Here is a 22063-nt window from a genome sequence, read left to right on the forward strand (position 1 = left end):
TCGGTGCCGGAACAGCGTTTCAGATACTCGCCGCATCTGATCGGCGGCGTGTGACTGTGAAGGCTCGGTCGAGCTCCGGGTGAAGCTCCGTTCCAAGTCCGGAACCGGGAGGAACGGTAATCATCCCGTTGCGGACCTCGGGAAGGGCAGTGACCAGATCCCGGTACCAGGTACGATAGAATGCTCGAACACTTTCCTGCACGAGCGCATTTGGTGCGTTGAGAGACAAATGGGTCGACGCGCACAACACCACCGGTCCCGTGCAGTCATGCGGGGCAACGGGCAGATGCCAGGCTTCCGCCATGGCAGCGATCTTGCGGGCTTCCGACAACCCGCCGCACCAGCTGACATCGAGCATGACGACACCCGCCGCGCCGGTTTCGAGAAGGTCGCGAAAGGCCCAGCGGGAGCCGAGCGTCTCCGAGGCCGAGATCGGTGCAGGCGACACGGCAGCATAGCGCGCCAGACTGGAGAGGCTATCCATCTTGATGGGGTCCTCATGCCAGAACGTCTGAAAAGGCGTGAGCGCCTTCGCGATCTGGATCGCCGGCAGGAGCTGCCACATCGAATGGAATTCGACCATGATGTCCATCCGGTCGCCGACGGCCGCTCGGATCTTTTCGAAGGGTTTCAATGCCAGTTTCAGATCCGGCGCCGAGATGTACTGGCCGCGCATCTTCTCTGCAGCTGCATCGAACGGCCATATCTTCATGGCGGTAATTCCCTCCTCCAGCAGGGAGTGGGCAAGCTCGTCGGCGCGATGCAGGAAGCCGTTCAGATCGTCATAGTCGCGCCCCTCGGAAAGGCCGTAATTCACGGTCGTCTGCCCGGTCGTCTTCTTGATGTACTCGGTACCGGCGCAGGTATTGTAGGTCCGGATCTCCCGTCTGGTGAAACCGCCGAGCAACTGCGCGACTGGCTGACCTGTCGCCTTGCCGAATATATCCCAGAGCGCGATGTCGAAGGCGGAGTTGCCCCGCACCTCGGCGCCCGAGGAGCGAAAGCCGAGATACCCGACGAGATCTGCTGCAAGCCGGTCGATCTCCAGCGGGTTACGACCGATTACTCGGGGCGCAATGTACTCGTGCACATGGGCTTCGACTGTCCCGGCGCCGAAAAAGGTCTCACCCAGACCGGTTATGCCCTCATCCGTATGCACCAGAAGCCAGAGAAGATTGGCGCGTTCGGCGACGCGCACGGTTTCGAGCGCCGTAATTCTCATAGGGTTTCCTCAGATCAGTCCGGCAACCAGAAGGGCCTTTGTGCTGTCGTCGAAGTGCCGGTTCATCAGATCGACGGCCGCGTTTGGATCGCCAGCGGCAATGGCCTCCGCCAGTTCCACATGCAGGCGCGCCACGACGCGGCGATCCTCGTCGCGCGCACGGCTGCGCCAGCCGATGGGCCAGGTTTCACGCATCACCTCGCGGAAGGCTCCGATGATCAGGGAAAAGACCGGATTGCGTGACGCCTGGGCGATTGCGAGATGGAACGCAATGTCGTGTTCCATGACGGCGGAAGGCTGGTCGAAATCCCGCTCCATAGACCAGGCGTGGTGCAGAATTTCGCGAACCTCCGCGTCGGTACGACGCAGCGACGCCAGTGCAACCGTGCGGCCTTCGATAGTTCGGCGAGCGTCATAGATGTGCTGCACCCCGATCTGATCGGTGATGACGCCATGCGCCATCATCATGGCCATCGTCTCGTCGTCGAGTTGCGCGACGGTCGGACGCTTTCCTGCTCCGAGATCGACCAGGCGAAGGGCCGCAAGAGAGCGAAGCGCCTCTCGCACAACCGTACGGGAGACATGAAGTTCTCTGGTAAGCGCTGATTCTGCCGGAAGGCGATCACCGGGCTTCAACGCATTCTCCCGGATGAATCGGGTGATCGCCGTCATCGCGACAGCAACAAAGTCACCGGACGATGCCGCGGCCGGTGGCAAGGTGGTGTCTTGATCCAAGTGTGTCTCCTACGTTTTCCGAAAACCTATAATACAGGTTTTGGAAAACCTAGCCCGCTTCGACAAAAAAGTCAGTGATTTCCGATTACGCTCTTCCTGGCGAGAATGGGGAATACGGCCAGTCCGTCCTCCTCACCACGGGGAAAGCCTCCGTCGCGGTGGCGTTTCTCGGCAGCCTTATAGCCAGCCGGACTGATTCCGATATATCGCTTGAACATGCGGGAGAAATAATAGAAGTCGGCATAGCCGACATATTCGGCAGCCTTCTTGACCGAGCCTCCGGCGGCAAGCACGCCCATCGCCCGCTCCATCCGCTTGAACTCCTGATATTTGTGCGGTGTCAGCCCGACCTGCCTGCGGAACTCTCGACGGAAGTAGTCCTGGTTGTAGCCGATGGAAGCAAGCGCGCTTTCGACTATACCGTCGTTCAGCGGATCGGCTGCGATCTGGCTCGCCGCCACCATCACACTGAGCGATAGCGCGTCGGGATTGTTGGCCGCGGCCTGCGACGGCCGGCGCCATCGCGGAAACGCGGCCTCGACGAATCCGATCAGCAAGATCATGAAAAGATGATGCTGCACGAGGTTTGTCGAAGACGGAGGCGCCGTTTCCCAGTAGTGCCGCACGAGAGGCTCAAGCATCAACCAATGTGGCATCTCTACAGAATGACGCAGATCCATCTGCGCGATTAGGCCGTAAACTCATAAAATCACTTTGTGTTTTTATGAGTTTACGGTCTAAGGCATTCCTTCGATCAACTGTAATACAGGCTCTCGGCAATGCCTTCACGGCGGCAGAGTGCGGCAATGCCGTCTTCCCCATGCAGGCCCTCCAGCACGATGCGGATTTTGTCCTCCGCCGAATGATGCTTGTTCGTGGCGCGGTGGATGTCCTTCATTGTCTTCTCGGCCGCCAATGTCAGCGGCCCGGATTTTTGTCTCATATTCGCTTCCTTTGAATGAGCTACGATGAGCCGAAAATCCTCTCTTCTCAATTAAACCAATTCTGTCTCACAGGCGCCGATCCGGGACAGTCGGAACCCTTGCGGCCCGACGACGTGAAGGGCGTCGAACCGTTGATGATGGCTGAGGCCGAGCGCCTCCTCCTTTCGCAGGCGGCGCTCGCCGACAGACGATAGAGCCGACGACGTCGACCCCTCTGATCTGACCGCCTGCACCACTTCTCGCCAATCCGGGGCGATAGCAGAGACTTGGCGATCATGCGCGCATGCTAGCGAGAGAAACGCCGTTGTGTGAGCGGATGCGAGATGCCAGTATTTCCGTCGAGAGTGCCGACGCAGGACGTCCGGTAAAGAGCTCGAGGAGGGGAATTTTGACAGCCAACGCCTTTCGAACCGCCGGGCACCATCTGCTGAACAGGTTTCTGTCCAATCTCGTGGCCGCTGCGATCCTCGTCATACCGGCGAACGCGCTCGGCGGGGCTTCGGACAAATCGCTTGTCCTCGGCATGACAATCGAGCCGACGGGCCTTGATCCGACGATCGCAGCGCCAGTTGCGATCGGGCAGGTCACATGGCAGAACCTCTTCGAGGGCCTCGTCACCATCGACCAGGACGGCAACATCAAGCCACAACTCGCAAAGAGTTGGAGCATCTCCTCCGATGGCCTTACCTATACCTTCAAGCTGCAACGCGACGTAACCTTTCATGACGGCGAAGCATTTGATTCCGCGGTCGCCAAGGCGTCTCTGGAACGCGCCCGCGGCGCAGACTCGGTCAACCCGCAGAAGCGCTTCTTCGCGTCGATTGCAGGGATCGAAACGCCGGACGCAGAAACGCTCGTATTGAAGCTCAGGGAACCCGCCGGGAGTCTGCTCTATTGGCTTGCATGGCCGTCATCGGTGATCGTGGGCACCAGGAGCGCAGAAAGCGACAAAACAACGCCGGTCGGGACAGGTCCCTTCCGGTTCGTCCGGTGGGTGAAAGGCGACAAGGTCGAACTCGCCGCCAATCCGGATTACTGGAACAAGGAGGTATCGGTCGGACTTCAGAAGGTGACCTTCCGCTTCATATCTGACCCGCAGGCACAGGCGGCGGCACTGAAGTCCGGCGATGTCGACGCCTTTCCGGAGTTCGCCGCGCCGGAACTCGTCGGAAGCTTCAAGGATGACCCGAACCTGACGACCGTCATCGGCAACACGGAACTCAAGGTCGTCGCAGGCATGAACAACGCACGCAAGCCGTTCGACGACAAGCGAGTCCGCCAGGCCCTGATGATGGCAGTTGATCGCAAGACGCTGATCGATGGAGCATGGTCGGGCTTCGGAACTCCGATCGGCAGCCACTATACGCCCAATGATCGCGGGTTCGTCGACTTGACCGGCATCCATCCTTACGATCCCGAAAAGGCGAAGGCACTGCTGGCGGAAGCAGGCTATCCGGACGGCTTCACTTTTGTGATGAAGGCACCGCAGATGGCCTATGCCAGCCGCAGTGCCGAGATAATGCAGGCCATGTTTGCGGAGATCGGCGTCACGATGACCATCGAGACAACCGAATTCCCGGCGAAGTGGGTGCAGGAGGTCTTCAAGAATGCGGACTATGACATGACGATCGTCGCTCATGCCGAGCCGATGGACATCGACATCTACGGTCGCGATTCCTACTACTTCAACTACAAGAATCCGATGCTGAACGACCTCATAGGGAAGGCCGAGCATACGGCTGACCCGGCCGCGAGAGACGCGCTCTATGGCGAGGCTCAAAAGATCCTCGCGGAAGACGTACCGGCCCTCTATCTCTTCGTGATGCCGAAGCTCGGTGTCTGGAACAAGAAGCTTGAAGGGCTCTGGGCGAACGAGCCTATCCCTTCGAACGTGTTGACGAACGTCCATTGGAAAGAGTGAACGCCATCCCCGGCAGGACTGATGTCCGGCACTGCAGCACGGCCCGTTGCAGGGCCGGCGACGCAGCGGAGCGGCGACGGCGTTCGGCTACCTGCGAATGCGAGAGATATCTGCGATGATGGCCTTGCTGGCACGCCGCATGGCGGCCTTGTTCCTGACGCTTCTTGCCGTGTCGGCGCTTGTTTTTCTCGTCATGGACGTGCTGCCGGGCGATCCGGCAGCGATCATGCTCGGCACGTCGGCAAGCCCGGATACGCTTTCCGCCCTGCGTCATGAACTCGGGCTCAATCAGCCGCTCGTGCGTCGCTATTTTGCATGGATCGCGAATGCGCTTCATGGCGATTTCGGCACGTCATACGTCTATGGCGTTCCAGTCTCCCAGTTGCTTGTCGAACGTCTTGCAGTGACCCTTCCACTTACGGTCATAGCGGTGACGCTCTCCCTTGCGATCTCGGTGCCGCTCGGAACCCTCTCGGCGGCACGGCACAATTCCGTGCTCGATCACGTCGGCGGCGTCATCTCGCAGCTCTTCATCGCCGTTCCGGGTTTCTGGGTCGCACTCCTGCTCATTCTTCTCTTCTCCGTCGGCCTTGGACTGATGCCGGCGGGCGGCTTCCCGGGATGGGAGAGCGGCTTCTGGGCGGCGCTGAAGTCGCTTGTTTTGCCGGCCGTCGCGCTCGCGCTGCCACAGGCCGGCGTCCTGACACGGGTAACCCGCTCGGCCGTGCTCGAAGTGCTGAACGAGGATTTCGTCCGCACCGCGCGGGCGAAGGGTCTGCCGCGAAGAGTTGCGCTCTGGCGGCATGCCGTTCCAAACGCCCTGATCCCCGTCGTCACGGTTCTCGGCCTGCAATTTACCTTCCTCGTTGCCGGAGCGATCCTCGTCGAGAATGTCTTCAACCTCCCGGGGTTGGGCAGGCTCGCCTACCAATCGCTGATGCAGAGGGACATCGTCGTTATGCAGGATATCGTCCTGTTGTTTGCCGGCCTCGTCGTCATCGTGAGTTTCGTGGTCGATCTTTCCTATCTCTTCCTTGATCCACGATTGAGGCAGGTAAGCACATGACGTATCCTGGCGAGAGCGAGGCGGCGATGGCCGCTGAGCCGGCGACCCGCCGGCTGCCGGGACGAGGCGCGGGAGTTATTGCTGGCGGGGCTGTGACCAGCACTCTCGTCGCCGTCGCGCTGATCTCACTGGTCTGGACGCCGCTCCCCTCGGGCAAGATGCAGATCGCGCACAAGCTGCAGCCGCCGCTGTCCTATGGTCTGCTCGGGACCGACCAATACGGGCGCGATGTCCTGTCCATGCTGATGGCCGGCGCATGGAACTCGCTGTCGATCGCTGCCGCGGCCGTCGCCCTCGGCGCGTCGATCGGGACTGTGATCGGGATGTTTGCCGCCGCCAGACGTGGTCTTCCGGAAGCATTCATCATGCGCGCGGCAGACGTGATCTTTGCTGTTCCGCCGATCCTGTCGGCGATGATGCTCGGCGCGTTTCTCGGCGCGGGACGGACGACGGCGGTGATTGCCATCGCCGTGTTCATGGTCCCCGTCTTCGCACGTGTCGCCGCCGGTGCGACACGGCAGATCTGGTCGCGCAACTATGTTCTTGCCGCACGCGGCGCAGGCAAGGGCGATTTGCGCATCACCATCGAGCATGTGTTTCCCAATATCGCGAGCCAGATCATCGTACACGCTACGATCCAGCTCGGTCTCGCAATCCTGACCGAGGCGGGTTTGAGCTTCCTCGGGCTCGGGACACCGCCGCCCGCGCCGACCTGGGGCCGAATGCTCGCTGATGCGCAGACCTATCTCGAAACCGCTCCATGGCTCGCCATTCTGCCCGGAAGTGCGATCGCCGCGGCCGTCCTTGGCTTCAACATGCTGGGCGATGGACTGCGCGACCTGTTCGATCCGCGAACCGAGGGCCGCCCATGAAGGGTGAAACCCTGCTTGCCGTCGACAGGTTGACCGTGTCGCTCCACGGAAGCGATGGCGCGGCATCCTCGATATTGCACGACGTGTCGTTCGACCTGCGCGAGGGCGAGACACTCGGAATTGTCGGAGAATCCGGCTCCGGAAAGTCTCTGCTTGCCCTTGCGATCATGGGCCTGCTGCCGACGACGGCCATCCCGGAAGGTCGCATCACCTTCGAGCAACGGAACTTGCTGACGCTCTCGGACGACGAAATGTGCCATGTCCGCGGAAACAGGATCGGCATGATCTTCCAGGAGCCGGCAACCGCCCTCAATCCCGCCATGACGATCGGCGACCAGGTTGCGGAGGGGCTCGTCTGGCACAGAGGAATGAGCTGGCGGGCTGCCCGTGCCGAGGCACTCCGACTGCTCGACCGGGTGCGGATTCCGGATGCCCGCCGCCGAGCGGGAACATACCCGCACGAAATGTCCGGCGGGCAGCGCCAGCGCGTCGGCATCGCGATCGCCCTCGCGCTGGAACCGGCCTTGCTCATCGCGGACGAACCCACGACGGCTTTGGACGTCACCGTGCAGGCGGAGATTCTCGACGTTCTCGATGAACTCGTCCGAGACCAGGGTATGGCTCTCATCTTTGTCAGCCACGATCTCGGCGTCGTCGCCAGTACCTGCGAGCGCATGATCGTCATGTATGCAGGACGGATCATGGAGGAGGGAGCGACACGCGCGGTTCTCGCCGATCCGGCCAATCCGTATACGCGCAGTCTTCTGCACGCCGTGCCGCGTCGTCTCGAAAGAGGACAGCGCCTCGCTACCATTCCGGGAGCGGTGCCGCGCTTCACGCATCTTCCGCGCGGTTGCGCCTTTTCCGATCGTTGCCCGGAGCGTGAAGTGCGTTGCCGTGAGGTGGACCCGCCCTGGATCTCGCTGCCAGAGGGAAGAGGGAGCCGCTGCATCCATGACCCAAGCCGGGAAACGTCCCGATGAAAGCCCCGCTTCTCGACGTGCAAGAACTGACGCGTGACTACGTCTCACACACCGTGTTCTCGTCGCCACATCGCCATCGTGCACTCGACTCCGTGTCGATCCGCATGGAGCCCGCGAGCATTTTCGGCCTGGTCGGTGAATCCGGTTCCGGAAAATCGACGCTCGCGCACATCGTTGCGGCGCTCGACCGGCCGACGTCCGGCAAGGTCATGTTCGACGGTGACGACCTTTTCGCACTACCCGCCCGGCAATTAATGCGCCGGCGTAGCGCGTTCCAGATGGTATTCCAGGACCCGTTCGGGTCCCTCGACCCACGCCAGAGGATAGGCAGGACCGTGGCCGAGCCGCTCCATGCCTTGCCGGCACATCTCGGTCGTCGGCAGATTGAGGACAGGGTAGCCGAAGTATTGGAGAGTGTCGGACTGTCCGTCGACCATACGCGCCGCTACCCGCATGAGTTTTCCGGTGGGCAACGCCAGCGCATCGCGATAGCTCGCGCACTGGTAACCGAGCCGAAGCTGGTCATCGCGGACGAGCCGGTCTCCGCGCTCGACCTCTCGGTTCAGGCTCAGATACTCAATCTCATTATGGATTTGCGCGAGCGCCGTGGCGTTGCATTCCTCTTCATCAGCCACAATCTTGCAGCAGTCGATTGCATCGCTGACACCGTGGGCGTGATGTACGGCGGCCGGATCGTGGAAACGGGACCGGCCGACGAGGTCTTTCGAACGCCGCTCCATCCATACTCGCAGGCCCTGGCGGCGGCCGAGCCGAGTGTCCAAGTGCAGCATCGGCAGAAGCCGCAGGTGCGGCCGCCGCGCAGAGTGCCGGCAGGAGAAAACGATTGCGCGTTTCGATCGAGGTGCCCGCTCGCCATCGAACGATGCGCGACGGAACGCCCGGAATTGCGTCCGGTATCAGCCGGACGCTCTGTCGCCTGCCATCGCCCGAGCCTCGACAGGACCTGATGCTGAACCGGCGGCATCCGCAATGGCAGGGGCCGCCAGCAGCCTGATCATCAGCCGGCAGCCTTCAGCCGGCCCTTCGCGACGAGACGTGCGCGGATCGATTCGACGTCTGCCCGCGGTGTCGCCGCAAACAGCGTTTTCGTATACTCATGCTGGGGGTCGGAGAACACCGCGTCGCGCGTGCCGTATTCGACGGCCTCACCGAAATACATCACCATGACCTCGTCAGCGATATAACGAACCACCGAAAGGTCGTGGCTGATGAAGACGTAGGTCAGCCCGAACTCGTCCTGCAGGTCGGCGAGCAGGTTCAGGACCTGCGCTTGGACGGAAAGGTCGAGGGCTGACACCGGTTCGTCGAGCACCAGCAGCTTCGGATTGAGCATCAAGGCGCGGGCGATAGCGATGCGCTGGCGCTGGCCGCCGGAGAACATGTGCGGGTACCGATTGTAGTGCTCCGGTCCGAGACCCACCTTGATCAGCATCTCGGTGGCGCGCTCCCGTCGCTCCGCTGCCGACATGCCGGTATTGATCTGCAGGGGTTCACCGAGGACGTCACCGATCTTCTGGCGCGGATTGAGCGATCCGTAGGGGTTCTGAAAGACGATTTGCACCTTCCGACGCATCTCGGGGGTCAGATGCCCCGGACGGGTGTCGACCTTGTTTCCGTCGATAAGGAGTTCGCCCGAAGTCGGTTCGTCGATGAAGGTGAGGATGCGGGCGAGAGTCGACTTGCCGCACCCGCTTTCACCGACAATCGCCAGCGTCTTTCCGGCCTCCAGCGAGAAGGACACACCCTTCACGGCATGAACGATCTTCTCCGGTTTGAAGAGGCCGGTCGGCACATGATAGTCGCGCTTGATGTCGCGGATCTCGAGCATCGGCCTGGTCTTTTCCTGCGTGGCGCTCATGCGTCTTCTCCCGCGGCTTCCGCTCCGGTCATGAAGTCGGAGACCGTCGTCAGGCGGTCACCGGTTGCATTTTCCGGCAGCGCGGACAGCAACGCCTTGGTGTAGTTGCTCTTCGGCGACTCGAAGAGCGACAGGACGTCGGCTTCTTCCATCTTCCGTCCCTTGTATTGGACAATTACCCGATCGGCCGTCTCCGCCACCACACCCATGTCATGGGTAATCATGATGAGGCCCATCCCGTTCTTCGCCTGCAGCGACATCAGGAGGTCGAGAATCTGCTTCTGGATGGTGACGTCGAGCGCTGTGGTCGGCTCGTCGGCGATCAGAAGCTTCGGATTACAGGCGATTGCCATGGCGATCATCACGCGCTGGCACTGGCCGCCGGACATCTGGTGCGGGAAATGGCCGAGCCGTTCTTCGGGATTGGGAAGGCCGACCTGGCGGAGAAGTTCCACCGCTCGCGTTCGGCGCGTCTTCCTGTCCATTCCCATATGCACGCGAAGAACTTCCTCGATCTGGAAGCCGACCGTGAAGCAGGGGTTGAGGCTTGCGACCGGCTCCTGGAAGATCATCGCGATGTCCTTGCCGATCAGCTCACGACGAGCGGCCGGCGAGAGATTCCGGATGTCGCGCCCCTCAAACAGCATGCGATCGGCAGTGATCTTCGCCGTCCATGGCAGAAGCCCCATCACGGCCAGCATGGAGACGGACTTCCCCGAGCCGGATTCACCGACGATCGCCAGCACTTCACCGGCATCGACCGAGAGCGAGACGCCATCGACGGCCTTGAACCACCCCGTCGCCGTTTCGAACTCGACCGTCAGATTCTGGATTTCGAGCAGGGCCATGTCACGACCTCTTCATCTTCGGATCGAGTGCATCGCGCAGGCCGTCGCCCATCAGGTTGATGGCCAGCACCGTGATGAGGATTGCAAGACCGGGGAAGGTGACGACCCACCAGGCCCGGAGGATGAATTCGCGCGCTTCGGCAAGCATCGTTCCCCACTCGGGTGCCGGGGGCTGGGCGCCCATACCAAGGAAGCCGAGTGCGGCCGCGTCAAGGATGGCGTTCGAAAACGACAACGTCGCCTGGACGATCAACGGCGCCATGCAGTTCGGCAGGATCGTCTTGAACATCAGGCGAAGCGGGCTTGCACCGGCGAGGCGCGCGGCCGTCACGTAATCACGGGTCTTCTCCGACATCACGGCTGCACGGGTCAGGCGCACGAAGTGCGGCTGCAGGACAAGCGCGATCGCGATCATGCCGTTGGTCAGGCCAGGGCCGAGGATCGCGACGAGAACGAGCGCGAGCAGAAGCGACGGGAAGGCCAGGATGATGTCCATCAGGCGCATGATCGCGGTATCGAGCCAGCCACCGTAGTAGCCGGCGACGACCCCAATCGCGATGCCCGTCGTCAGCGACAGCGTGGTAACGAAGACGCCGATGAAGAGCGAATACTGCGAGCCGTAGATCAGGCGCGAAAGGATGTCGCGACCAACGGGATCGGTGCCGAGCGGATAGCTCCAGTTGCCGCCTTCGAGCCAAGCCGGGGGCAGCAGAACCGCGTCGCGATACTGCTCGAAGGGGGAATGCGGCGCGATGACGCCGGCGAAGACGGCGATCAGCACGAGGGCGACGAACACCACGAGGCCGATGACGGCGCCGCGGTTTTCGGAGAAGTAGAACCAGAACTCGGCCAGCATCTGGCGACGCAGCTGAGCGCTCGAAACCGGCTGGCTGTTGGTTGTCTCTGCCATGGGATTTTATCCTTCTAGTGGCGGATGCGCGGATTGATCAGGCCGTAGAGCAGATCGACGATCAGGTTCACGACCATGATGATACCGGCGATCAGGAGGAGGCCTCCCTGGATGACCGGGTAGTCACGGCGGAACACGCTGTCGACCATCCACTTGCCGATACCCGGCCAGGAGAAGATCGTCTCGGTAAGGATGGCGCCGGCGAGCATCACGCCGATCTGGAGGCCGATCGTGGTGATGACCGGGATCATCGCGTTGCGCAGCGCATGCAGACCGACGACGCGCATCGGAGACAGACCCTTGGCCCGGGCGGTCCGGATGTAATCTTCCGACAGGACTTCGAGCATGGCGGAGCGCGTCTGACGGGCGATGACGGCGAGCGGAATGGTCGCCAGCACGATCGACGGCAGGACCAGATGGCTGACCGCCGAGGCGAAGGCGCCCTTCTGGCCCGACAGCAGGCTGTCAATCAACATGAAGCCGGTGACTGGCGGGAAGAAGAACATCAGCGAGATGCGACCGGATACCGGGGTCCATTGCAGGATACCGGAGAAGAGGATGATCAGCAGCAGGCCCCACCAGAAGATCGGCATGGAGTAACCGACGAGGGCGATGCCCATCATGGTCTGGTCGAAGAAGGAGCCGCGCTTGATGGCCGCGATGATGCCGGCCGGGACGCCGATCGCGATTGCGATCAGGATCGCACAGAGCGAAAGCTCGACGGTTGCCGGGAAGAGCGCGAAAAACTGGTCGATGATCGGGCTTTTCGACACGATCGAGGTGCCGAAATCACCCGTCAGCACGCCGCCGAGATAGTCGAAATACTGGACCGCGATCGGCCGATCGAGGCCAAGCTGCGCACTGATCTGAGCGTGGCGTTCGGGCGACATGACACGCTCGCCAGAAAGCAGCGCGACGGGATCACCGGGAAGAAGCCGGATGAAGGCGAAGGCAATGATCGAGACGCCGATGAAGGTCGGGATCAAGACGGCGAGCCGTCGCAGGAGAAAGCCAAACATTTGTGAGACCCGTTGTTTTTTTGAGAGGTCGAACCGCGGCCCCATGGCCGTCTCGGTTTGCCCGGACCGCTTCAGCGGAGCCTTCGAGCATGACGCGAGATCGATCCCGCATCAACGACAAACGCCGCGGGCCAAGGCCCGCGGCGAAATAGTGACGGTTCCGATTACTCGGCGATGTCGACGTTTTCGAAGGTGAAGTCGCCGAGCGGGCTCTGAACGAAGCCGGAGACTTCCTTGCGCATCGGAACGACCGAGAGCGAGTGGTCGATCGTGGCCCAAGGCGCTTCGCGCTTGAACACGAGCTGTGCTTCTTCGTAGAGCTTGGCGCGCTCAGCCTGGTCCGACGTGACCTTGGCTTTCTTCACCAGGGCGTTGAACTCTTCGTTGCACCACTGGGCACGGTTGTTGCCGCCGACGGCTTCGCAGCCGAGCAGGGTGTCGAGGAAGTTGTCCGGGTCGCCGTTGTCGCCGGTCCAGCCGAGCATGACGGCACCGTCACGATCCTTGGCCTTCGAACGGTCGAGGTATTCGGCCCATTCGTAGGACACGATCTCGACCTTCACGCCGATCTTGGCGAAGTCGTCCTGCATGATTTCAGCGGCGCGACGTGCGTTCAGCATGTAGGGACGCGAAACCGGCATCGCCCAGATCTTCATCGACAGATCCTTGACGCCGGCGGCTTCGAGTTCCTTCTTCGCCGCGTCGAGGTCGTAGGAGTCGTCCTGGGTAGCCTGGTTGTAGGACCACATCGTCGGCGGGATCGGATTCTTCGCCGGCGTTGCCATACCCTGGAAGACGGCATCAACGATGGCTTCCTTGTTGATCGCCTTGTTGAGCGCCTTGCGAACTTCGACCTTGTCGAACGGGGCCTGGGTCGTGTTGTAGGCGAGGTAGGCGACGTTCAGGCCTTCCTGCTCCATGACGGTGAGGGTCGGATCAGCCTTCATCGACTCGACATCGGCAGCGTTCGGGAACGGCATCAGGTGGCATTCGCCGGCCTTCAGCTTCTGATAGCGGACCGCAGCATCCGTGGTGATCGCGAAGACGAGGTCGTCGATCTTGGGTGCGCCACCCCAATAGTCGGCGTTCTTCTTGTAGCGGATGACGGCGTCCTGCTGGTAGCCGACGAAGACGAACGGTCCGGTTCCAACCGGCATCTGGTTCAGCTGTTCCTTCTTGCCTTCGGCTTCGAGCTTGTCGGCGTATTCCTTCGAAACGATCGAGGCGAAAGGCATCGCGAGATTGGCGATGAACGGTGCTTCCGGACGATTCAGGACGAACTTGACGGTCAGGTCATCGACCTTCTCGATTGACTTGATCAGTTCCGGGAAGCCCATGCCTGCAGCATACTCCCAGGAGGTGCCTGCGACGTACTGGTTCCACGGATGGTCAGCCTTGATCTGGCGCTCCAGCGAGAAGATGACGTCGTCCGCGTTGAGATCACGCGACGGCGTGAAGAATTCGGTCGTGTGGAACTTCACGCCCGGACGCAGCGTGAAGGTGTACTCGGTGCCATCAGCGTTGACTTCGTAGCTTTCGGCCAGACCGGCCTCGGCTTCCGTCGTGCCCGGCTTGAACTCCATTAGGCGGCTGTAGACCGGATGGGCAGAGGCGTCGAAGGTGGTGCCGGCAGTATACATGCCGGGGTCGAAACCTTCCGGCGAACCTTCCGAGCAGTAGACGAAGGTCTTGGCGCTCGCGGCGCCGGCGAAGAAAGTCGCCGAAAGCAGTGCAGCAGCGATACCCAGTTTATACTTCATAGTGTGTCTCCCAATTGAAGAGGGCCGGACCGCCGGCCCGGGTTGTTTCAACGGCTCGCGGTTCCGGCCGAGGGTTGGCCGCATTCTCCGAACTCTCTACACACACGCGTTCGCCACCTCGCCACGAGAAAACCCGAGGCGGTCCCTTTCACGATCGAAGCAAAACCGTTGGTCGGCTGCTCTGATTGAAGAAACTGAGAGGGGGAGAATTTTGTTCGGGTCGAGCCGATCGTCATTCGTGTTTTCTTGAATTGGCACGATTTTAGTATTTTTCTACCACCAAAGCGGTATGGGGCGCAGCATAACGATTACAAACCACTTGTCGAGCCAGTGACACGAACTTGCCCCAAAAATGTGTCTGAAAGGGCGAATGAGGCGTTTTTCGGCGATTTTGAGGTCTTTTTTGGACGCGACCGTCCGTTACAGGCCCGAAACTCGCTGGAGTCATAGAGCTAGCCTTCCCGATGCGGGTGTCCTAAGTCGTGTACCGGGAGATCGGGAATGTACACGCTTGAGAGCACAGAAACCTTTGAACAGGAAATCAAGAAAAGCCGGTTCCAGGCCGTCTCCGCTCCGGTCGCCACCGAGGCGGCGGCGAGGGATTTCATCGAAACCTGTTCAGAACACTCCGCCGGGCACAACTGCTGGGCATGGCGTATCGGCTCGAGATACAGGTTCAGCGACGACGGTGAGCCGACTGGAACGGCTGGAAAGCCGATTCTGCAAGCGATCGACGGACAGTCGCTGGACAATGTGGCTGTCGTCGTCAGTCGATGGTTCGGCGGCATCCTGCTCGGCAGCGGGGGTCTGATTCGCGCTTATGGTGGAACTGCAGCGACCTGCCTTCGAGCGGCGCAGAAAATCCTTGTCGTTCCGCGAGTACCCGCACAGGTGCGGGCCGGCTTTGCCGACTTGGCGCTCGTCAAGGCGCGCCTGCTTGCCGTGCCCAATCTCAGGATTGAAGAGGAGACCTTCACGGCTGAAGGTGCCGAACTCGCGCTCGCACTTCCGGCGCACGAAATCGCAGAGGTAAGCAGACTGGTTGCCGACCTTACAAGTGGCCGGTCGATGCTTCTCACATCGACCTAGGCAATAGCGCGCGACAACGCCGCTATTGCAGCAATCGGGCCATGCCGTCGCTCATGTGCCCCTCGCCTCCGACAACTGCTGCTTCTTCCGCCGAAAGCGGATCGCTCAGTCCGGTCGCGACCACCGAAACCCTGAACTTGCCGGCAAGGCTCTGGTCGAAGATCGCGCCGACGACGATGTTGGCGTCGTGGTAGACCTCGTCGCGAATGCGGGTAGCGGCCTCGTCCACTTCGAACAGGGTCATGTCCGTTCCGCCGGAGATCGAGATCAACACGCCGCGGGCACCCTTCATCGAGACTTCGTCGAGCAGCGGGTTCGATATTGCCGCCTCCGCCGCCTTCATCGCGCGAGCCTCCCCGGAGGCTTCGCCCGTTCCCATCATGGCGCGTCCCATGTCGCGCATCACCGTCTTGACGTCGGCGAAATCGAGATTGATCAGGCCCTCTTTGACGATCAGGTCCGTGATACATCCCACGCCGGAATAGAGCACCCGGTCAGCCATCGAGAAGGCGTCTGCAAAGGTCGTCTTGGCGTCTGCGACGCGGAAGAGATTCTGATTGGGAATGACGATGACGGTATCGGTGCTTTCCCTCAGGCGTTCGATGCCCTCTTCCGCAGCCTGCATGCGGCGCCGGCCCTCGAACGTGAAGGGCTTGGTGACGACCCCGACCGTCAGAATGCCCGCCCGACGTGCCGCTTCCGCGATCACGGGTGCAGCACCGGTTCCGGTGCCGCCGCCCATACCCGCCGTAACAAAGCACATATGCGTGCCGGCAAGGTGATCCATGATCTCGTCGATCGACTCCTCGGCTGCGGCACGGCCGACGTCGGGCAAGGAACCGGCTCCGAGCCCCTGAGTCACGGTCGCGCCCAGCTGGATGATCCGTGCGGCCTTGGACATCGTCAACGCCTGGGCATCCGTATTGGCGACGATGAATTCCGCGCCCTCCAGCCCCTCGGCAATCATGTTGTTGACGGCGTTGCCGCCGCCGCCGCCGACACCGATGACCGCTATCTTGGGCCGCATTTCGGTAATCTCCGGTTTCCTGTTGTCCGTCATGCTCGTCTCCCGGAGCCGTTGAAGCCGCTCAGCGCGAGGCGCAGGCGGCTGGAATTGGTACTGGCCGGCCTCCGGCCGGCACGATGCGAATCACCGCGCAAAGTCTAGCATTCGAAAAACGGCATGATGCAGGCAAAGCTGAATGTCCATGGCATTCGACGAAGTTGCGCGGTCTGCGGCCGGGGTCCGGACCGTCGTCGGCAGCGGGCAATGATGGAAACGTCAGTTCGCTGCACTAGTGCAGCGTTTCGCCTTCCGCCTCGTCGCGCAGGATGCGAAAGGCATCGTACAGCGCCTCCACGAGGATATCGGTCAGTTCATCGCCCTTGTTTTCGGCGATGAGGACTTGCACGTCGCGGTCCTGGCGATGGAAGAAGTGATCGGCTTCGTTCGACATATCATTGTCCCCTCAAAGGCCGGTCGACATCCCGGCTGATCCTTCGTCCGTAAGAGAATTCGCTTGCGCAAAGCTTGAGCCGGGCGGAAAGCTACAAGTCGGAAAGAGCACTCAGGACTGCGCTGACAGGTACGAATCACCGACCGCCGGTATGGAAGGCCTATGAGGCGCCGGAATGACGGAAGCTGCAACGAGTGGGAGGACACAGGTGGAAATCATTCGCTGCGGATCACGAGCCTCCACCGTACCCTCGCCGGCCTATTTCACCGGTGCGGTCCGTCAGGACCCGATCATCGATGCTCCAGAACCGGCCCGCTTGCGTGCGCTCCACGTCACCTTCGAGCCCGGCGCGCGTACCGCCTGGCATACTCATCCGCTTGGCCAGACACTTATCATCACTGCCGGACGCGGATGGGTGGCGGCCTGGGGAAAACCACGGCGCGAGGTGCAGGCAGGTGACGTCATCTGGTTCGCTCCCGGCGAAAAGCACTGGCACGGCGCGACCTCCACGACGGCAGTCTCCCACATCGCCATCCAGGAGGCTCTGAACGGAGTAGCGGTCGAATGGCTGGAGCAGGTGAACGACGCCGACTATGAAGGTTGATCAGCGGTGAGCCGGAAGCCTAGACCACTCCGCCGTACGCGGGAACAGATCTGGAGAAACAAATGACCGACGCCTTCGCGACCTATCCCAGCCTTGCCGGCAAGACGGTGCTTGTGACCGGCGGTGCCTCCGGCATCGGCGCCGAAATCGTCCGCGCTTTCGCAGCCCAGGGCTGTCGCGTTGGTTTCATCGATCTCGACGCGCAGGCCAGCGCCAGCTTGGCGTCAGAAGCGGGCCAGATCGACTACGAGATTTGTGATTTGAGGGACGTCGCCGCACTCAAGGTCGCCTGCGCGGCGCTCCGCGGACGTCTCGGTCCGGCGTCTGTCCTCGTCAACAATGCCGCCCGCGACGACCGGCACGACTGGCGCGATCTTACCCCCGAGTACTGGGACGACCGGATGAATACCAATCTGCGCCACCAGTTCTTCGCCATTCAGGCAGTTGCGCCGGACATGATCGCTCTCGGCGGCGGCTCCATCATCAACCTGGGCTCCAACAGCTGGTGGGAAGCGGCAGACGGCTTTCCCGCCTATGCGACAGCCAAAGCAGCAGTGCACGGACTAACACGCACGATGGCCCGCGAGCTCGGTCAATATCGCATCCGCGTCAATGCCGTCGTTCCCGGCTGGATCATGACCGATCGCCAGAAGGAGCTGTGGGCGACGCCCGAAAAGCTTGAGGCACATCGACGCCGGCAGTGCCTTCCGGATCTGATCGATCCGGTCTACGTCGCGCGCATGGTTCTCTTTCTCGCCTCCGACGATGCGCGCATGTGCACCGCCGGCAGCTACATGGTCGAAGCGGGCTCCATTTGAGAGGCCGCCATGCGATCATATTCCGGCGTCGTGACATCCGTCGGCGCCGGCGACTGTGATCATGAAGTCCAGCTGCCCCTTGATGGTGTTGCTCACCGTGCAGATTTCCTCTTCGGCAAGACGAGCGATTTCGTCTCTCGTCGCTTCATCGAAGTCCCCGGCAATCCTGAACACGACGTCAAAGCGCGCGATGCGCGAGGGTTCGTCCGATGCCTTTGAGCCTGTGACGTGCACGGTGACACTCGTGAGGCGATCCAGCACACCGAGCCTGCTCGCCGCGATGCGGGCACTCATCGCCAGACATGCCGACAACGAAGCGTAGAGCAGGTCGAGCGGGTTGAAACCCGCCTCCGCGGCTCCGGTTCTGATGTCGATCACCCCACCCGTCTCCGACACGACATGTGGAAAGCCAGTGCGCCCCATAGTGGCCGTCGCACCCGTGGGCCGTACCTTGATCTTCGGGGCGCTGCTCATCCTGTTACACCTTCCAGCTTGCTCAGGTCGTGAGGAGATCTATAGCAGGCGTCCGAGCCATAAGGCATCGCCTCTTTCGCCCGGAACTTTTAGCTCCGCAAAGCCTGCGCGTGTCCAGAAGCGGGTACCTCTGATATTCGCAGGACTGACACCGACGTGTGCCGCGCGCACGCCATACACCGCCGCTGCGGCAACCCAGGCCTCCAGGAGCGCAAGTCCGACGCCCTGGCTTTGCAGCCTCGGCAGGACGTTCAGGTGCAGGTGTGCAGGATAGTCTTCGCACACAACGGCGGGATCTGCCTTTGGGTGATGGAGGAGGTGGGCCAGACACTGGTCCGGGGTCCAGTCAGAGCGACAGGACTCGTCGGGATCGACGTATCTTCGCCGCAAAGGGGGCCACCAGTTCCGTTCGAGGCGGTTTTCCCACGATCGGGCGTCTTCGACGCCGACGACATAGCCGCCGATGCCTTCCTGGTCTGTAACGACAAAGGCCAGATGCGGCTCCAGGAGAAGGTACGGCGCCGCGTAGATATGGCCGATCAACTGCGGATCCGAATAGAGCTCCGACGCATCACGGCCTGAATCGCCGGTGGCGAGACAGATGCCGTAAACCGCATCGAGATCGTCCTCGCGGGCCGGACGGATGAACACCAGAACCTCTCTCCAAAGAAACGACGTCAGAAGAGCGTCCGACGCTAGATTACCTTCCGCCGCGCCTCAAGGACGATTTCGATGCGAGGCCGTGCCGGCTGCGACGTCCAACCCGCTCGCTGACAAAGGCGGTGCCGGTGGAGACTCCCGCCGCGTCTTCGTTCAGCCGGCCGGCGTCAAAGTGACGGAAGTGCCGGTGGCTGCAAGATTGAGCCCGAGTTGCCCGGTGAGACTGATCGTCTGCAAGTGGATCGAGCCCGACGTTCCGCCGACCAGGATATTGGCACCGACGCCCGCGCCGAGCGTCGCCTCAGCCGTGGCACCCTGGTAGAGGCCGCCGAGCGAGCCCAGATGGTATCCGGCGGTCGGCGCAAAGACTGCCCAGACCAGTCGGCTGCGTGTCGTGAAGCCGACATCGATGCCCATTTTCCGCACGACGCCGACATAGCGGTCGAGCGGTTCACTGCCGATTGCGGACGTGAACGCGCATTCCACGTCCTTGGCGGACCCCAGGCCGTAACCGACACCACCACCGATCGTGCAATCAAGATAACCGATCCGAACACCACCACTCGCCCCGCTCTCGCGGAAGGTCGGCGCCGGCTCGACCCGTGTGATCGCGTCAGCGGAAATTGCCGATCCTGCGCTCGTAGCGAGCGTCAGCGCGGCAAGTGCCGCGGCAAGAATCTTCTGCATCCCTGTTACTCCTCTTGTTGGCCTCGATGCCCGCAAGCGGGTCTCTGCCCGAAGCGTCCGGGCAGTGTTGGGGAACGCGTATGGCGAAAGAATGATCCGCTACGCCGCAGCGCGGCGATACACGAAATAGTGAGGCCGAGACCGTAATCCTCCGGCCGGACATGTCCCGTCAAACGCGCAGACCCGGCGCCTCCTGCCCGGTGCGTTCGACGTATTCGGCATACCCGCCGCCATATTGGTGGATGCCGTCCGGTGTGAGTTCCAGCACGCGATTGGAAAGCGCTGACAGAAAGCGACGATCGTGAGAGACGAACAGCATGGTGCCCTCGTAAGCCGAGAGTGCTTTGATCAGCATCTCCTTCGTATCGAGATCGAGGTGGTTGGTCGGCTCGTCGAGAACGAGGAAGTTCGGCGGGTCGAACAGCATCGCGGCCATCACCAGCCGTGCCTTCTCGCCGCCAGAGAGCACCCGGCAACGCTTCTCTATGTCATCACCTGAAAAGCCGAAACAGCCGGCGAGCGCCCGGAGCGGTGCCTGCCCGGCCTTTGGAAAGCGCTCCTCCAGCCATTGCAGTATGGTGCTCTCGCCGGCGAGCAGGTCCATGGCGTGCTGGGCGAAATAGCCGAGCTTGACGCCGGCGCCGAGCGAGACATTCCCCTTGTCCGGCACGGCAGTGCCGGTGACCAGCTTGAGCAAGGTCGACTTGCCGGCACCGTTGATGCCCATAATGCACCAGCGTTCGCGCCGCCGTACCATGAAATCAAAACCGTCATAGATCGTCCGGCTGCCGTAGGCCTTGTGGACGTTCTTGAGATTGACCACGTCTTCGCCGGAGCGTGGCGCCGGCAGGAATTCAAAGGCGACCGTCTGTCGCCGGCGTGGCGGTTCGACGCGGTCGATCTTTTCAAGCTTTTTCACCCGGCTCTGAACCTGCGAGGCGTGCGAGGCGCGGGCTTTGAACCGCTCGATGAACTTGATCTCCTTGGCCAGCATCGCCTGCTGGCGCTCGAACTGGGCTTGCTGCTGCTTCTCGTTCAGCGCCCGCTGTTCTTCGTAGAAGCCGTAATCGCCGGTGTAGGTCGTCAGCGTGCCACCGTCGATCTCGATGATCTTGGTGACGATCCGGTTCATGAACTCCCGGTCATGGGATGTCATCAACAGCGCGCCGTCATAGCCTTTCAGGAATTCCTCCAGCCAGATCAGGCTTTCGATATCGAGATGGTTGCTCGGCTCGTCGAGCAGCATGACGTCCGGGCGCATCAGAAGGATACGGGCAAGCGCCACACGCATCTTCCAGCCACCCGACAGATTGGCGACGTCGCCGTCCATCATTTCCTGGCTGAAGCTCAGTCCCGCCAGAACCTCGCGGGCGCGTCCCTCGAGCGCATAACCGTCGAGTTCCTCGTAACGCGCCTGCACCTCGCCGTAGCGCTCGATGATCGCGTCCATTTCATCCATGCGGTCCGGATCCGACATCGCCGCCTCCAGCAGACGCAACTCCGCCGCCACGACGCTGACCGGCCCCGCCCCTTCCATCACCTCGGCAACGGCCGATCGTCCGGTCATCTCGCCGACATCCTGGTCGAAATAGCCGATCGTCACACCCTTCTCGACGGAGACCTGCCCCTCGTCGGGCAGTTCCTCGCCGGTGATCATCCGAAAGAGCGTCGTCTTCCCCGCCCCGTTCGGCCCGACGAGCCCGATCTTCTCGCCACGGTTCAGCGCTGCCGAGGCTTCGATGTAGAGGATGCGGTGGCTATTGGACTTGCTGATATTGTCGATACGGATCATGGAGAAGACGGCCTGGTTGGTTGCGGGCACCCGTATGGCATGGGCAGGCGCAACTGTCACGCAGGCGGACGCAACCTGATCGCCGTCCTGGCCTGAGGCATGGGGCTGGGTCCTCGACCACGTCTTGCGTATACGCCAAGACAAGCGCAGTGTTGGAGAGTTCTAGGAGAGCGAACCAGAAGCGGAATGCAGCTTTGTAGAATCCAGCCTACTCGGATGTCCGACCTGAGAGATAGGTGACGAATTGTACCGGAGACATGGGTAACACTTTTCGCTTTTTGCGGGAGGTGTTGATGCCGTGGAGAGAGACTTCGGTGATGGAG

At 61.7% G+C, this 22063-nt stretch carries 22 protein-coding genes and 1 pseudogene; 8 read left to right on the top strand and 15 right to left on the bottom strand.

What is annotated here, in order from left to right; translation table 11 throughout:
* Positions 1 to 19: 19 nt before the first annotated feature.
* From NHF53_RS20130 to NHF53_RS20145, 4 genes and pseudogenes are all read right to left on the bottom strand, one after another.
* Entirely contained in the window at positions 20 to 1222 is a 1203-nt protein-coding gene (locus NHF53_RS20130; RefSeq protein WP_252835770.1) for a mandelate racemase/muconate lactonizing enzyme family protein, read from the bottom strand.
* Positions 1223 to 1231: 9 nt separating this feature from the next.
* Positions 1232 to 1894: a FadR/GntR family transcriptional regulator gene (locus NHF53_RS20135; RefSeq protein ID WP_252836016.1), complete on the bottom strand. Its 663-nt coding sequence runs from the start codon at positions 1892 to 1894 to the stop codon at positions 1232 to 1234.
* A 134-nt stretch (positions 1895 to 2028) separates the two neighbouring features.
* Positions 2029 to 2520 (bottom strand): helix-turn-helix transcriptional regulator, encoded by a 492-nt coding sequence (locus NHF53_RS20140; protein ID WP_252835771.1) that lies wholly within the window; start codon positions 2518 to 2520, stop codon positions 2029 to 2031.
* A gap of 197 nt (positions 2521 to 2717) precedes the next feature.
* A pseudogene (locus NHF53_RS20145) lies at positions 2718 to 2900 on the bottom strand (IS3 family transposase); the annotation flags it as partial.
* Between the two features lie 452 nt (positions 2901 to 3352).
* On the opposite strand from NHF53_RS20145, the gene NHF53_RS20150 reads away from it, so the two are divergent.
* The 5 genes from NHF53_RS20150 to NHF53_RS20170 all read left to right on the top strand — a co-directional run bounded on the left by NHF53_RS20150 (position 3353) and on the right by NHF53_RS20170 (position 8711).
* Positions 3353 to 4822, top strand: a complete 1470-nt coding sequence (locus NHF53_RS20150) for an ABC transporter substrate-binding protein (protein ID WP_252836017.1) — start codon at positions 3353 to 3355, stop codon at positions 4820 to 4822.
* Positions 4823 to 4937: 115 nt separating this feature from the next.
* Positions 4938 to 5888, top strand: a complete 951-nt coding sequence (locus tag NHF53_RS20155; protein WP_252836018.1) for an ABC transporter permease — start codon at positions 4938 to 4940, stop codon at positions 5886 to 5888.
* Positions 5885 to 6760 carry an ABC transporter permease gene (locus tag NHF53_RS20160; RefSeq protein ID WP_252835772.1) on the top strand — a complete coding sequence of 292 codons (876 nt, stop codon included), beginning with the start codon at positions 5885 to 5887 and terminating at the stop codon, positions 6758 to 6760. Before NHF53_RS20155 ends, NHF53_RS20160 begins: the two co-directional genes overlap by 4 nt.
* Positions 6757 to 7743, top strand: a complete 987-nt coding sequence (locus NHF53_RS20165; protein WP_252835773.1) for an ABC transporter ATP-binding protein — start codon at positions 6757 to 6759, stop codon at positions 7741 to 7743. Before NHF53_RS20160 ends, NHF53_RS20165 begins: the two co-directional genes overlap by 4 nt.
* Entirely contained in the window at positions 7740 to 8711 is a 972-nt protein-coding gene (locus NHF53_RS20170; protein WP_252835774.1) for an oligopeptide/dipeptide ABC transporter ATP-binding protein, read from the top strand. Before NHF53_RS20165 ends, NHF53_RS20170 begins: the two co-directional genes overlap by 4 nt.
* Before the next feature lie 50 nt (positions 8712 to 8761).
* Here the strand turns inward: NHF53_RS20170 and NHF53_RS20175 are convergent, their stop codons facing one another.
* From NHF53_RS20175 to NHF53_RS20195, 5 genes are all read right to left on the bottom strand, one after another.
* On the bottom strand, positions 8762 to 9622 hold the full coding sequence (locus tag NHF53_RS20175; protein ID WP_114362794.1) for a dipeptide ABC transporter ATP-binding protein: 861 nt from the start codon (positions 9620 to 9622) through the stop codon (positions 8762 to 8764).
* Complete coding sequence (locus NHF53_RS20180; RefSeq protein ID WP_114362793.1) at positions 9619 to 10470, bottom strand: ABC transporter ATP-binding protein; 852 nt, start codon at positions 10468 to 10470, stop codon at positions 9619 to 9621. The genes NHF53_RS20175 and NHF53_RS20180 overlap by 4 nt, the downstream gene beginning before the upstream one ends.
* Before the next feature lies 1 nt (position 10471).
* Positions 10472 to 11380, bottom strand: coding sequence for an ABC transporter permease subunit (locus NHF53_RS20185; RefSeq protein ID WP_252835775.1), 909 nt, complete (start codon positions 11378 to 11380; stop codon positions 10472 to 10474).
* A gap of 14 nt (positions 11381 to 11394) precedes the next feature.
* Positions 11395 to 12399, bottom strand: a complete 1005-nt coding sequence (locus tag NHF53_RS20190; protein ID WP_252835776.1) for an ABC transporter permease subunit — start codon at positions 12397 to 12399, stop codon at positions 11395 to 11397.
* Positions 12400 to 12563: 164 nt separating this feature from the next.
* Positions 12564 to 14159: an ABC transporter substrate-binding protein gene (locus tag NHF53_RS20195; RefSeq protein ID WP_252835777.1), complete on the bottom strand. Its 1596-nt coding sequence runs from the start codon at positions 14157 to 14159 to the stop codon at positions 12564 to 12566.
* A gap of 501 nt (positions 14160 to 14660) precedes the next feature.
* On the opposite strand from NHF53_RS20195, the gene NHF53_RS20200 reads away from it, so the two are divergent.
* A complete protein-coding gene (locus tag NHF53_RS20200) occupies positions 14661 to 15248 on the top strand; it encodes a YigZ family protein (RefSeq protein WP_252835778.1) in 588 nt (195 codons plus the stop codon).
* Between the two features lie 22 nt (positions 15249 to 15270).
* On the opposite strand, the gene ftsZ is transcribed toward NHF53_RS20200, so the two are convergent.
* The gene (gene ftsZ / locus NHF53_RS20205; protein WP_252835779.1) at positions 15271 to 16308 is read right to left on the bottom strand and encodes a cell division protein FtsZ; all 1038 of its coding nucleotides are present in this window, start codon (positions 16306 to 16308) and stop codon (positions 15271 to 15273) included.
* A gap of 235 nt (positions 16309 to 16543) precedes the next feature.
* A complete protein-coding gene (locus NHF53_RS20210; protein WP_170141835.1) occupies positions 16544 to 16705 on the bottom strand; it encodes a hypothetical protein in 162 nt (53 codons plus the stop codon).
* Between the two features lie 208 nt (positions 16706 to 16913).
* On the opposite strand from NHF53_RS20210, the gene NHF53_RS20215 reads away from it, so the two are divergent.
* Complete coding sequence (locus NHF53_RS20215; RefSeq protein ID WP_114362787.1) at positions 16914 to 17309, top strand: cupin domain-containing protein; 396 nt, start codon at positions 16914 to 16916, stop codon at positions 17307 to 17309.
* A 62-nt stretch (positions 17310 to 17371) separates the two neighbouring features.
* Positions 17372 to 18127, top strand: coding sequence for an SDR family NAD(P)-dependent oxidoreductase (locus NHF53_RS20220; RefSeq protein WP_114362786.1), 756 nt, complete (start codon positions 17372 to 17374; stop codon positions 18125 to 18127).
* A 15-nt stretch (positions 18128 to 18142) separates the two neighbouring features.
* On the opposite strand, the gene NHF53_RS20225 is transcribed toward NHF53_RS20220, so the two are convergent.
* The 4 genes from NHF53_RS20225 to abc-f form a co-directional block, all read right to left on the bottom strand.
* Positions 18143 to 18601, bottom strand: a complete 459-nt coding sequence (locus tag NHF53_RS20225) for an OsmC family protein (RefSeq protein ID WP_252835780.1) — start codon at positions 18599 to 18601, stop codon at positions 18143 to 18145.
* A 39-nt stretch (positions 18602 to 18640) separates the two neighbouring features.
* The gene (locus NHF53_RS20230) at positions 18641 to 19252 is read right to left on the bottom strand and encodes an N-acetyltransferase (protein WP_252835781.1); all 612 of its coding nucleotides are present in this window, start codon (positions 19250 to 19252) and stop codon (positions 18641 to 18643) included.
* Between the two features lie 162 nt (positions 19253 to 19414).
* A complete protein-coding gene (locus tag NHF53_RS20235; protein ID WP_252835782.1) occupies positions 19415 to 19948 on the bottom strand; it encodes a DUF992 domain-containing protein in 534 nt (177 codons plus the stop codon).
* 169 nt (positions 19949 to 20117) lie between these two features.
* A complete protein-coding gene (gene abc-f, locus NHF53_RS20240) occupies positions 20118 to 21740 on the bottom strand; it encodes a ribosomal protection-like ABC-F family protein (RefSeq protein WP_252836019.1) in 1623 nt (540 codons plus the stop codon).
* Between the last annotated feature and the right edge of the window lie 323 nt (positions 21741 to 22063).

This window comes from Ciceribacter sp. RN22 (assembly GCF_024054295.1).
Classification (GTDB): domain Bacteria; phylum Pseudomonadota; class Alphaproteobacteria; order Rhizobiales; family Rhizobiaceae; genus Allorhizobium; species Allorhizobium lividum.